Source organism: Streptomyces sp. NPDC020299 (assembly GCF_044387825.1).
Taxonomy (GTDB): domain Bacteria; phylum Actinomycetota; class Actinomycetes; order Streptomycetales; family Streptomycetaceae; genus Streptomyces.
On the sequence record NZ_JBIRWL010000002.1, the window covers coordinates 459,502 to 472,512 of the forward strand.

At 70.4% G+C, this 13,011-nt stretch carries 7 protein-coding genes; 1 reads left to right on the forward strand and 6 read right to left on the reverse strand.

Annotation, left to right across the window (positions count from 1 at the left end; all coding sequences use genetic code 11):
- Window positions 1–85: 85 nt before the first annotated feature.
- Genes ACH45E_RS06240 through ACH45E_RS06255 form a run of 4 tightly spaced genes read right to left on the reverse strand, consistent with a single transcriptional unit; the run spans window position 86 to window position 4,674 of the window.
- On the reverse strand, window positions 86–1,102 hold the full coding sequence (locus tag ACH45E_RS06240; protein WP_361444164.1) for a ketoacyl-ACP synthase III family protein: 1,017 nt from the start codon (window positions 1,100–1,102) through the stop codon (window positions 86–88).
- Window positions 1,099–1,749: an SRPBCC family protein gene (locus ACH45E_RS06245; protein WP_361444162.1), complete on the reverse strand. Its 651-nt coding sequence runs from the start codon at window positions 1,747–1,749 to the stop codon at window positions 1,099–1,101. The genes ACH45E_RS06240 and ACH45E_RS06245 overlap by 4 nt, the downstream gene beginning before the upstream one ends.
- Window positions 1,724–3,493, reverse strand: coding sequence for a thiamine pyrophosphate-binding protein (locus ACH45E_RS06250; RefSeq protein ID WP_361444159.1), 1,770 nt, complete (start codon window positions 3,491–3,493; stop codon window positions 1,724–1,726). Before ACH45E_RS06250 ends, ACH45E_RS06245 begins: the two co-directional genes overlap by 26 nt.
- Entirely contained in the window at window positions 3,490–4,674 is a 1,185-nt protein-coding gene (locus ACH45E_RS06255; protein WP_399040097.1) for a GlxA family transcriptional regulator, read from the reverse strand. Before ACH45E_RS06255 ends, ACH45E_RS06250 begins: the two co-directional genes overlap by 4 nt.
- Window positions 4,675–5,082: 408 nt before the next feature.
- On the opposite strand from ACH45E_RS06255, the gene ACH45E_RS06260 reads away from it, so the two are divergent.
- Window positions 5,083–8,358: an NPCBM/NEW2 domain-containing protein gene (locus tag ACH45E_RS06260; protein WP_361444156.1), complete on the forward strand. Its 3,276-nt coding sequence runs from the start codon at window positions 5,083–5,085 to the stop codon at window positions 8,356–8,358.
- A 55-nt stretch (window positions 8,359–8,413) separates the two neighbouring features.
- On the opposite strand, the gene ACH45E_RS06265 is transcribed toward ACH45E_RS06260, so the two are convergent.
- Entirely contained in the window at window positions 8,414–9,685 is a 1,272-nt protein-coding gene (locus ACH45E_RS06265) for an MFS transporter (protein ID WP_361444153.1), read from the reverse strand.
- 134 nt (window positions 9,686–9,819) lie between these two features.
- On the reverse strand, window positions 9,820–12,726 hold the full coding sequence (locus ACH45E_RS06270) for a SpoIIE family protein phosphatase (RefSeq protein ID WP_361444150.1): 2,907 nt from the start codon (window positions 12,724–12,726) through the stop codon (window positions 9,820–9,822).
- Between the last annotated feature and the right edge of the window lie 285 nt (window positions 12,727–13,011).

Consider the following 13,011-nt stretch of genomic DNA (forward strand, 5'->3'; position numbering starts at 1 on the left):
GGAAACACCGGCGGGCGCGGGCGCCGCTCCGGCCACCCCGCACCCGCCACGGTACGTGCACGGAGCGGTGACTCGGACGGTGCCGTCACCATCCCTGCCCCCAGCGGATCGCCGCGGCACCGGCGTAGTCCCCGGCGTGGGCGAATCCGGCCAGCACGACCAGGTCACCGTCCCGCAGCCGCTTGGCGCCGCTCGCGTGGTCGAGCGTGACGGGCATCGCGGCGCCGAAGAGGTTGCCGCACCGGTCGAAGGTGTCGGGGTGATGTTCGGCGGGCAGCCCCAGCGCCTCACGCCAGTTCCGGAGGAAGGTGCGATTGGGCTGGTTGGTGATCAGACAGCCGATGCCGGTGGTGTCGGTGTCGAGGCGGCGGCACAACTCCCGCACGACCTGCGGCACCAGACGGTTGCCACGCTCCAGCACATGCGCGACGCCGGTCTCGGTGAACCCCATGCGCACCTGGGCGTCGCCGGCCTCCCAGTACTTGCGCCCGTCGTCGCGCACCATGACCATGTCACCGGCGTGGGCGGTGATGTGCCGGCTCTCGATGTCGAGGACGGGGGTCTGCGCGGAGGTCGTCACGTAGCCGACCCCGCAGCCGTCGCCGGGGATGGCGGCCTGGGACAGTCCCCGAACCCGCGACTGGGTGAACAACTGGCCCGCGGCGCTCTGGGCGTTGCAGATCAGGGCCGTACGTCCGGCTCCGCTGAGGAGGATCTGCCGAGCCACTTCCAGCATGTGCACGAATGAGGCACAGCCCGCGTTGGCCACGTCGATCAGCCACCGCGGTGCCAGACCCAGCCGGCGCGCCACTTCGGTGCCGGCGCCGACGAAGGGCTGGTCCGGCAACTGGCTGTGCACGAGCAGGACGTCCACGCGGCGGATCTCCGCCCGGCCGTGCCGTTCGATCAGCGGCTGAACGGCCCGCTCGATCAGGTCCGTGTTGGTCTCGCCGGGGGCGACGTGGTGGCGGTACGGGGGGACTTTGAACATCGGGCTGTCGCGGAGTGTGTCCTGTGCGGCCGGTTGCCCGGTGAAGTAGGCGGCGGGCACGGGCTCGCCGGGCAGGTACGAGGCGACGTCGGTCAGGCTCACCGTCGTCATCGGGCCGCCCGCTTCGCCGGGGAGGTGCTGATGGGCAGACCGTTGCGGTGCCGGTGCTCGAGAATCGCCTTGAGGTTGCGCATCTCCAGGGTGTGGCCGGCGTAGAACAGGTCCCAGTAGTCACCCACCCAGCGCCGGTCCGGGTGCGGTGCCAGGTCCGGGCGCGGATTGTTCCGGTAGTACGGGTGCCGGCAGTTGGTCCAGGTGATCACCGAACCGGGCCGGCCGAGGACGAGTTCGGCCGGGATCACCCTCATCAGGTAGACCATCCACAGCTCGCGGCCCTGGTCCCAGGCGCAGTGGTAGTCGACGGTCATGGCACCGGGACGGGCCTCGACGCGGCAGTAGATCCGGGTGCCCTTCTCCAATCGGTCCTCGCCCACCCACAGCCCTGGTTCGCCGGTGGGCTCGAAGTCCCGCAGGCTGCATGTCCACTCCTCCAGGTGGTGGCCCCGGCTGAGATAGTCGTACGCCGCCTCCGGCGGGCAGTCGACGTACTCCTGGATGGTGCAGTACTCCCCGTACACCTGCTGGTGCGGGTAGGCGGTCGAGGTCAGCGCCCGGCAGCGGGCGAGTAGTTCGTCGAGGCTGGTGGTCTCCACCGTCACCAGGTCCGGGACGTCAGCCGACGTGGATCGCTCGGTCATGGATGTACTCCTCGTCGTGGAGCGGGTGGTGGTGTGCGTGTGGGTGCGTGCCGCCGGTGCCGGCAGGGGAGGACGTCGAGCCGGTGAGGAAGGGCTGGAACGGCGGTGTCTCACGGTGGTCGAGGTCGATGGCGACCAGGGCCGGTCCGCCACCGTCGTTGCTGCGCAGCAACGCGGCGTGCAGCTGCGCCGGGTCGGCGGCCGAGGCGACGCGCAGCCGGGGGAACATCGCAGCCGCCCCGGCGGCGATGCCGGACGGGTTGAAGACGTTCTCGGCGCGGGCCCCGCCCTGGAAGACCTCCTCACGGGTGACGCACATCCCGTGCGCGTTGTTGTTCAGGACGACGAAGGTGACCGGCGCGTCGTATTCGACGGCGGTGTGCACCTCCATGCCGTGCATGAAGAACGCCCCGTCACCGGCCACCACGTACGCACGCCGTCCGGTGGCCAGCGCGGCGCCGATCCCGGCGCCGAAGGTGTAGCCCATGCCGCCCATGCCCACCGCCACGACGAAACGCCCGTCGCGGGGGGCCGGCAAGGCGTGGATCGCGGCGGCCCCCACATTGCCGGCGTCCACGAAGACATGGGCGTCCTGCGGCAGCGCCCCGGCGATCGCCGCGACCGCCGACAGGTAGTCGGTGGCCCCTCCCGAAGGGGAAGAGGCGCGCAGAAGGGACGGCGACCGATGGGCAGGGCAGACCGGCGGCCGCGGGCGGACGCGGCTCTCCACCGTTCGTAGCGTCTCGGCCACTCTCCCAGTCAGAGCGATTGCCGGAACGAACGGTGGCTCGGGGTCGACGCAGACCACCGGCATCTCGGTGAGCAGCGGTTCCAGCTTCCCCCGCGCCAGGACGGGCAGGCGCGTGCCCACCAGCAGGCAGACGTCGGCCCGGCGCAGACACTCCTCGACCTCGCGGTGGCCCATCACTCCCGCCACGCCCACGAACCGGGGGCTGCGGTTGTCGTGGACGTCCTTGGCATCCGGGGTCACGGCCACACAAGCGCCCAGGCGCCGCACCAGACGGGCCAGTTCGTCGCGTGCCCCCGCCCCGGCCACGCCTTCGCCGGCGATCACCATGACGCGGGAGGCGCCCTCCAGCACGCCGAGCGCCGCGGCGAGGGAGGCGGGGTCCGGCCGCGTCGGCCTCGTGGACTCCGCCGCTCCTTCGGCGTGCGCGGTCACTATGGCGCCCGCGGCCGGCACGTCGATGCGGGCCTGCTGGACGTCCTTGGGCAGGAGGAGCACAGCGGGACCGCGCGGCTCGGACTGCGCCACGGTGATCGCCTGGGCAAGCAGCGCGGCGATATCATCCGGTTCGGTCACCCATGCGCAGAACCGTGACACGGGTGCGAAGACCTCCAGGGCGTCGAAGGAACCCGCCCTGCCGCTCGAGTCCTGGAAGGCCCCCCGGCCCTCCTGTTGGGTGGGCGGCTGCCCCACGAGGGCCAGCAACGGGATGCGTGAGGCATGGGCCTCGGCCAGCCCCGGAACCAGGTTCATCGCGCCGCCACCCGACGTGGCCGCGACTACGCCGAGGCGCGACGTGGCCCGCGCGCACCCGTCGGCCATGGTGACCGCGGAGAACTCGTGTTTGGCCACGACCCCGCGGATCCGGCCGGGGAGCCGGTGCACCGCGTGGTACAGGTCCTCGATATTGGCCCCGCCGACCCCGAACACGTACCGGACACCGATGCGGTCGAGCTCAGCGGCCAGGTAGTCCACGAGGCGTATCCGGTCGGTCATGCCGACCTCCGCTCCGCCCAGGCCGGTTGCACGCGCAGGCCGGAGGGCGCGGGGAGCTGGAAGCGCTGCCGGTACTGGGCGGGTGTGACGCCGACGAGGGCACCGAACGCCCGTAAGAACGTCTCGCACGCCGTGAATCCACACCTGCTCGCGATCTGGCCCACCGACAGGTCGGTCGCCTCCAGGAGTTGACGAGCCCGAGCGATGCGCATACGACGGACGTACCGGCCGGGTGTCATCCCCACCGCGCGCCGGAAGACCCGGGCGAAGTGACGGGGGCTCATGCTCGCGTGGCACGCCAACTCGGGCACCAGCAGAGCGCGATGGAGGTTTTCCTGGATCCAGTCCTGCACCGCGCGGATCGGCTCGTGATCGGTGAGCTGTGCGTCGAGGACCATGCTGAACTGCGCCTGTCCGCCGGGTCGTTTGAGGTACAGGACCAGGTACTTCGCCACCTCCAGGGCATACGTCGCCCCGTGGTCGCCCTCCACCAGCGCCAAGGCCATGTCGATGCCGGTCGACACCCCCGCCGAAGTGACGTACGGGCCGTCCCGGACGAAGATCGGTTCGGGATCCACCGTCACCTCGGGGTAGCGACGAGCCAACTGCTCCCAGTACGCCCAGTGCGTGGTCGCCCGCCGCCCGTCGAGGAGACCGGCCTCCGCCAGCAGGAAGGCACCTCCGCACACGGAGGCCACACGCCGGGCCCGGGCGGCGGTGCCTCTGATCCAGGCGATGAGGGAAGTATCCGTCAAGGCCTCCTTCAAGCCCGGCCCTCCGGGTACGAGGAGGGTGTCGATCGCCCCCTCGGCCGCCTCCAGGGGCTCAGCCTGCACAACCAGGCCCGCCGACGTGGCAACTGATGGAGCCTCAGGAGACACGCACTGCAGGCGATAGGCGTCTGTCGGATCGGATAACAGCCGGTTCACGGTGTCGAAGACTTCGAGTGGCCCACTGACATCGAGGGTCTGGGCGCCGGGGTAAACCACGATCACTACACGTCGCTGTCTCACGATCACACCCTGTTCCCAGCGGTGAGCCGTCCGCAACGACAGCCTGTTGACAATTCCTGCCACGCACCGGCACACCGCGCGCTGACCGGGCCAAAGACGTCGCGCGGGTGCCAGGTGAAACAGCTCACAGAAGAGGTGACACGTGCCGGAACGTTCGGCCGAAAGCACACCGAGGAAGTCCCGGCGCGCGGGTCGCCCCGCGGCCGACCGTATGGCTTCGCGAGCGTATCGGTGTACATGGTGGTCTCACCGTCGAACCAACACCATCACCGCGGTACGGGATGTTCCGGAGGAGTGCGCCGCCGCCTCGGCAAACCGTGGGCCCGGCTGCGCGTCGCCGGAGCAGGCGCTCGCTCGCGCGGAGGGCAGCGTGCGCCTCATCGCCGCAGCGGGCGTGGCGCTTGCCCCGCGGGCCCGCCGCCGTCCGAACTCCGTCTGACCCTGTAGCCCTTACGGCATGAGTACGGCGCAACCTTCTGTTGAATTTTGTCTGGACCATTGTCCGACTGCGTGAGTTCCTGTAGCACAGTGCGCGGAGCTGTCCGCTCCGTCATCCCTGGAACGCCGGGAGAGCGCATGTCACCATCTGCACGGAGCCATGCACCGAGACCGGGCAGCGCGTTCCTCACCGCACTCGTCCTGCTGTTCTCGGCGACGGCGACGGCGACAGCGACGGCAACAGCCGCAGCCGACGGTGGCGGCGCCGAGGGCACCGCCACCACCGTCACGGTGGACGACTCGGCCCAGGGAAGCGGCCGGGACCAGTTCGACTACCACGGCTCAGGCTGGGGCCACGCGAGTGGTGAAGGCGCGCCCGCCAATCCCTATGAAGGCACCAACAGCTGGACCGAACAAACCGGCGACTCGGTCGACTTCGCTTTCACCGGCACCCGGCTCATGTTGCACGCGGTCACCGACCCCGGCCACGGCATCGCCGCCGTCTCCGTCGACGGCGGCACCCCGGTCGACGTCGACCTCTACAGCGCCACTCGCACCGGCGATGTCCTTGTGTGGACCAGCCCCACGCTGCCCGACGGCCCGCACACCTTCACGCTCACGTCGACCGGACGGAAGAACGAGGCCTCCAGCGGCACCGCGGTGACCGTCGACCGGACCGACTTCGTCGGTGAGGCACCCGATCCGGGCACGACCGATATCACGGTGGACGGCTCCGGCGCCGGGCGCACCTTCGACGGCATCGGCGCCATCAGCGGCGGCGGAGGCAACTCACGGCTGCTCATCAACTATCCCGAGCCGCAGCGCGGCCAGATCCTGGACTACCTCTTCAAACCGGGCTACGGCGCCTCCCTGCAGCTGCTCAAAGTGGAGATCGGCGGTGACACCAACTCCACCGACGGGTCCGAGCCCAGCATCGAGCACACCAGAGGGACCGTGCACTGCGACAGCGGTTACGAGTGGTGGCTGATGGAGCAGGCGAAGAAGCGCAACCCGCACCTCAGGCTGTACGGCCTCGCCTGGGGCGCCCCCGGCTGGATCGGCAACGCGGACAACTCCCCGGGCGGCGGCCACTTCTGGTCCCAGGACATGATCGACTACCTGACCGCCTGGCTGGGCTGCGCCAAGAAGCACGGCCTGGACATCGACTACCTGGGCGGCTGGAACGAGCGGGGCTACGACACCGCCTGGTACGAGAAGCTGCACGCGACGCTCGCCGCCCGGCACCTCCCGGTGAAGATCGTCGCGGCCGACTCGGGACTGGACGTCGCCGACGACATCGTCTCCGACCCGGACTTCGCCAAGTCCGTCGACGTCGTCGGTGTCCATTACCCCTGCGAGGGCGGCGACGGCGGCACCGCGAACAGCTGCTCCAGCTCGGCCAACGCCCAGGCCACCGGCAAGCCACTGTGGGCCAGCGAGAACGGCTCCCTGGACGAGAACACCGGCGCCGCCGCCCTGATCCGCTCCATCACCCGCGGCTACCTCGACGGCAGGTTCACCGCCTACCTCAACTGGCCGCTGCTGGCCGCGATCTACCCCAACCTGCCCTACGACACGGTAGGCCTCGCGGTGGCGAACCAGCCGTGGTCCGGGGCGTACGACATCGGCACCAGCCTCTGGGCGACGGCCCAGGTCACCCAGGTCACACGGCCGGGATGGAAGTTCGTCGACAAGGCGAGCGGTTACCTCGGCGGGGACCGGACGAACGGCAGCTACGTCACCCTGAAGTCGCCGGACGACTCGGCGTACAGCACCATCCTGGAGACCTCCACCGCCGCCGGCGTCCAGACCGCCGACATCACCGTCACCGGCGGACTGCCGACCGGCAAGGTCCGCATCTGGGCCACCGACCTCAAGTCCACCGGCAGCTCCGGTTTCGTGCACACCGGTGACGTGACGCCCACGGACGGGCACTTCACCGTCACCCTCAAGCCCGGCTACGTCTACTCCCTGACCACCACCACCGGCCAGGGCAAGGGCAGCGCCGTCAGCCCGCCGCAGGGCCATCTCGCGCTCCCCTACAGCGACTCCTTCGAGCACCACACCCTGGGGCGGGAGGCGAAGTACCTGTCCGACATGCAGGGCGCATTCGAGACCGTGCGGTGCGGGGGAGGGCGCCCCGGTCGGTGCGTCCGGCAGATGTCCGCGCAGCAGCCCATCGAGTGGCAGGACGACAGCGACGCGTTCGCTCTTCTCGGCGACACCGACTGGAAGAACTACAAGGTCGCTTCGGATGTGTACCTGGAACAGCCCGGTACCGTCGAACTCATGGGCCGGGCGGGCGAACAGCAGCGGCCGCAGTCCCACCAGGCAGGCTACTTCCTGCGGGTCCGCGACACCGGCACGTGGTCGGTGGTCAAGAGCGACACCAGCGGCCGGCTGACCACACTCGCCGAGGGCTCCACCCACGCGCTCGGCACCCACCGCTGGCACAGACTCGGCCTGAGCTTCAGCGGCACCACCATCACCGCGAGCGTCGACGGCAGGAACGTCGGCGCGGTGGACGACTCCGCGTACACCTCGGGTCAGGTCGGTATCGGCGTGGTGGGCTACCAGAGCGACGAGTTCGACAACCTCAGCGTCAGCCCCCTACGTCACCCGGCCGAACCCCCGGCCACACTCGCCGCGGACCTGCCGTCGACAGTCAACCGGGGTGAGTCGGCGACTCTGAAGGCCCGCTTCACCGTCCCGGCGTCGCATGATGCGGCCACCGACCTCATCCTGCGGCCCGGTGCCCCGGCCGGATGGAAGGTCACCGCCACCACACCGACGACCTTCTCGAAGGTGGCTGCGGGCCACTCGGTCACGGCGAGCTGGACCGTCACCGCCCCCACGGCCTCCGACACCCCCGTCTCCGTCACCTTCTCGCCGCTCGCCACCTACGTCCGCGGCGGTGTGCACCACTGGACGTACGGCACCGCGGAGACCGACGTGCCGATCCCGCCGCCCACCGGCAGCCCCTACCTGAGCGATCTGTCGTTCGTCTCCAGCAGCAACGGCTGGGGCCCGGTGGAACGGGACACCTCCAACGGCGAACAGGCGGCAGGCGACGGACGGCCGATCAGGGTCCGCGGCACCGTCCACGACAAGGGCCTCGGTGCCCACGCCGGCAGCGACGTGGCGTTCTTCCTCGGCGGCGACTGCAGCCGGTTCACCGCCACCGTCGGCATCGACGACGAGGTCGCCCCGGACGGCTCGGTCACCTTCTCCGTGACCGCGGACGGCCGGACCCTGAGCACGACCCCCGTCCTCACCGGCACCTCACCGCCCCTGCCACTGGACGTCGACGTGTCCGGTGCCCAGCAGCTGCACCTCGTGATCTCGGACGGCGGCGACGGCAACGCCCACGACCACGCGGACTGGGCCGACGCCCGGCTCGACTGCGCGGGATAGGGCGGGGGAGCACAGCACCGAGCGGGCGGCGGCCCTCATGCCGCCGCCCGCTCCTCTACGAAGCAGCAGCCTCGGCCGCACTCGTGGCCTTCTGCCGTGGCAGCGCACCGGCCGGCGGCGCCTGCCGCACGGCCCGGTTGGCCGTGGTGAGAAGAGCCAGGACGAGCAGCCATGCTCCGCAGAGCCAGACCAGCGGCTCGGCACCCAGTGTGGTGATCAGCGCGCCGCCTGCGAGCGTGCCGATCGACAAGGCTCCCGTGGTGAGCGTGGAGACCGCGCTCGTCGCCCGGCCCCGCAGCTCATCGGGAGTGATGGCCAGCTGGTGGGTGGTCATGGCCACCGCATACACCGGAGCCACCAGCGACTCGGCGGCCGCGACCGCTGCCAGCAGCGGCGGATTGGGCGCGAGAGCGTACAGCGGGAACATCAACGCCTCCAACCACAGCATCACCACGGCGATGCGGCCCAGCGGAAAACGGCGCGTGGCCCTGTCCGAGACCAGCGCTCCCGCCATGGCGCCGATCGCCGCGCCGCTGAAGATGACGCCGATCCACAGCGGCGAGGCGCCCACCTGTCGGGCAAGGGTGATGATCAACAGGTACCCGGCGCCGTAGCGCATCTTGTCAGCGGCCGAGACCAGAGTGAGGAAGCGGATGACCGGCTGGTGCCAGAGCCAGCCGATCCCCTCCCGGATCTCGGTGGTGAGCCGGGACGTCGCCCGCACCTCCTGCCGGTCCGACTGGAACCGAGCACGCATCAAACGCAGCGATGCGGCGGACACCGCGAAGGAAGCCGCGTTGACGGCGAACGGCACGGTCCGGCCGAGGCCGTAGAGCGCGCCGGCGAGGGAAGCCCCGAAGACGCCCACCGCGCTGGCGGCGGACTGCGCATAGCCGAGCGCGGCAGACAGCTGTCGCGGACCAACCACGTTGGGCAGAGCCGCTGTGTTCGCTACCTGGAAGAGCGTGGTCAGGAGCCCGGCAAGCACGGCTGTCGCATACAGCTGGGGCATGGTGAGCCTGTTCAGCCACAGCCCGACGGCCACGCCGGCAGTGAGCAGAGCCCGGCCGAGCTCACACCAGATCATGGTGGTCCTACGGTCCCACCGGTCGACGAGGGCGCCTGCGATCAGTCCGAACGCCAGGAAGGAAACAGTGCCGAGGCCGAGTACGAACCCGGCTTGGGTGGCCGACCCGGTGAGGGCCAGCACGATCAGCGGCAGGGCCATGAATTGAGCCTGGTCACCGATGGCGGAGACCAGCTGGCCGGTCAGCAGCAGCGAGAAGTCCCGGTTCCGGAACAGACCGGGATCGCGAAGGGTGTTCAAGCGAGTTACGCTCCGTAACAGCTCAAGGACACAAGGGTGACGTCGAGGTTGGTGTCCGAGCTAAGAAACACGGGGCGTGATGAACATGCGCGGACCGTACCCAGGACCCGGGCCGGACTGCAACCGCTTTTACGTCAGCTGGGGAGGGGCTGTTCGGTCCAGATGGACTTGCCGGTCCGGGTGTGGCGGGTGCCCCAGCGCTGGCAGAGCGCGGAGATGAGTTGCAGGCCGCGCCCGCCCTCGTCGGTGGCGGAGGTGTGGCGGATGTGCGGTGTGGTCAGGCTGGCGTCGGAGATCTCGCAGATCAGTGTGCGACTGCGGAGCATGCGCAGCCGGATGGGACCGCAGGCGTGCCGGACGACGTTTCCGACCAGCTCGCTGACCAGCAGTTCGGTGGTCATGATCAGGTCCTCATCGGCCAGGTTCCAGTCGGTGAGCTGGGCGCGGACCAGCTCGCGGGCCTGGCCCGCCGCCACCGGGTCCTCCGGCAACGGCCACTCGGCGACCTTCTCCGCGTCCAGCGGATGAGTGCGGGCCAGCAGCAGGGCGGCGTCATCGCTCAGAGCGCCGTGGGCGGGGAGGAGGGCGGAGGTGAGGGTGGCGCAGAGGGTGTCCAGGCCGGGCCCGTCCGCCGGCGCGGTCGGCATGGCGTTCACGGACTGCGAGAGAAGCTCGGCGAGGTGGCTCATGCCGGTGGCGACGTCCCTGTCCTTGCTCTCGACCAGGCCGTCGCTGTAGAGGGCGAGCAGGCTGTCGGCGGGCAGCAGGGTCTCGAGGGTTTCGAAGGGCGGAGCGGCCACCCCCAGTGGTGGGTCCGGGGTCATGGACAGGAAGGTGACGGTGCCGTCGGGGTGGGCGACCGCCGGGGGTGGCTGTCCGGCGCTGGCGTACGACAGAATCCGGGTCACCGGGTCGTAGATGCCGTACAGGCAGGTGGCGAAGGCGTCGGTGCCCAGCTCGCCGACGATGTCGTTGAGGTGGCCCAGGATCTCGTCGGGCGGCAGCTCCAGTTCCGAAAGGGTGCGGACGGCCGTGCGGAGCCCGCCCATGGTGGCGGCCTCGGCCATGCCGTGGCCCATGACGTCGCCGATCACGAGCGCCACCCGGGCGGCGGAGAGCGGGATCACGTCGTACCAGTCGCCGCCGACGTCAGCGCCCTGTTCGGCCGGCTGGTACCGCGCCGCCGTCGTCACCTCGGGCAGCTCGGGCAGTGCCTGCGGCAGCAGGCTGCGCTGGAGGGTGCGGGCCCGGGTTGTCGCCTCGTCGTAGAGCCCGGCCCGCTCCAGGGCCTGCGCGATCAGTCCGCTGAGCGCGGTCAGCAGCGTCTGTTCGTCATCGTCCAGCTCCCGCGGTCGGCCGAAGGAGATCACCGCGGCGCCGATGTCGCGCCCGGATACGGTCAGGGGCAGAAAGGCCCAGGCCTGTTTGCCCCCTTCCCGGACCAGGATCTCGGTTGCCGGGTAACGGGTCAGGAATTCCTCCGGGGAGGAGATGAAGAGGGTGGTGCGGGTGCGCAGGGCGTCCCCCACCGGGTTGTCCGACACTGTCCACTTGCCGTCCAGCAGCCGGGTGAAGCGCTCCGAATATCCCCGGGAGCCGACCACGGTCAGTCGGTCGTCGGCCACGCCGAGCATGATGAGTCCGGTGGCCCCGAGGGGTGTCATCACACCGTCGGCCACCGCCGCCATCACGTCCTGGGCCGTGACGGCCTCGGCCAGTTCCCGCGTGGTCTGCTGCACCAGGGCCGCGCGTTCCGCGGCGGCCCGTTCCGCGGCGGCCCGCTCGGCCTCCCGCAGATGCCGCTCGGTGGTGTCGGTGATGTAGAGCGTGAGGCCTTCCGGTACCGGCACCAGGCGCACGTGGTACCAGGACGTCCCGTCCGGCCCCGGGACGTCGAGTCCGGCAGGCCGCCCCTCGGCCGCCGTGGCCCGGCACCGTTGTTCCAGACCCGGCAGGGCCTGTAGCGCGGGAATGTCCCAGAGCAGGGCCCCGGCCACATCTCCCGCGGCGCCGAAGAGCTTCTCGGCGGCCTGGTTGAGGAATCCGATGCGCCAGTCCGTGTCCAGGGAGACGAAGCCGTCGCTCATGTGCCGCAGCGCCCGGCCCACCGACTCCGCGGCAGTGTGCGTTTCGCTGCTGTCCCGGATGCTGCCGATCACTTTCACCGGGGTCCCCGCTTCGTCCGTGAGCGTCCGGGCACGAGCCTCGATCCAGAGGTATGTGCCGTCCTGGCGCCGGATCCGGTACTCGTCCTGGAAGCCGCCGCGGAGCTGTATGCCCATGTCGAAGCCGGTGACCGCACCCGGCAGGTCGTCCGGGTGGATCAGAGCCGCCCACGCCTCGATGCCGCCGGCCATCACCTCCGGATCGACGCCGGGCAGCACCTCCCCGACGGGTCGGTCGGCGGTCAGCTCACCGGTACGCAGGTCCCAGGTGTACGTGATGGAAGGCAGCCCTTCCGCGTTCCCCGGGGGCGTTTCGCGAGTTCCGGGCCCGTTCTCCAGGGCCCGCAGCAGGGTGGGGGACGGATTGAGGATCCCGGACGCCCTGAGCCTGCCGGACATCCAGGCCGCCACCTCGTGCAGAAACGCGCACTCCGCCGGGCCGGGCTCGTCGCCCGGGGCGAAGAGAACCGAGAGCGCGCCCCGTCGCCGGCCACCGCCCGGAACGGGGACCGCCAGGTGGCCTATGCCGGCGGGGACCCGGGAAGGCCACAGGGCGGCGGGGTCCCGGCCTGGCACCGGATCGGGCGGGGCCAGGTGGTCCTGCCAGGTGCCGGTGTCGTCGCGGGCGGCCTTGCTGGGCGGGGCCGCGCCCCGTGCCGGGATGATCAGCCAGGGCCGGGTCATCGACTCCGGCAGGCCACTGTCGGCGACCAGGTAGAGGATGCCGCTCATGCCGCCGCCCGGGAGATGCACCATGCCGCCAAGACCGTGCACCTCGGCCACCGCGTGCTGGAGCGCGGTCAGCAGCACCTCGACATCGCGCCGGTCCTCGTCCACGGCGTCGAGCAGCCGCATCCGCATGGAGTGCCGCGCCAAGGGACGCGCGATGTGTATGTTCCGCAGTCCCTGCGGCCGGCGTGGCGGACGGGGAGCGCGGGGCATGGACGAGCCGATGTCGTTCGCATCGCTGCCTTTGGCATTCATCACCACGGGCGACTGTCGCCTCCGCTCACCGCTCGGCTACTCGCTGGGCTGTGTGATCGGTTGGAGACCGCAGAGGTCTACAACCGTCGGATTCATCCTAATCCGGATGAATTCAGGAGATTTAATCCGCCCTGTCGTTTTTTCGCAATGGGGCAACAGCAAGTGGCGATGCGTTGC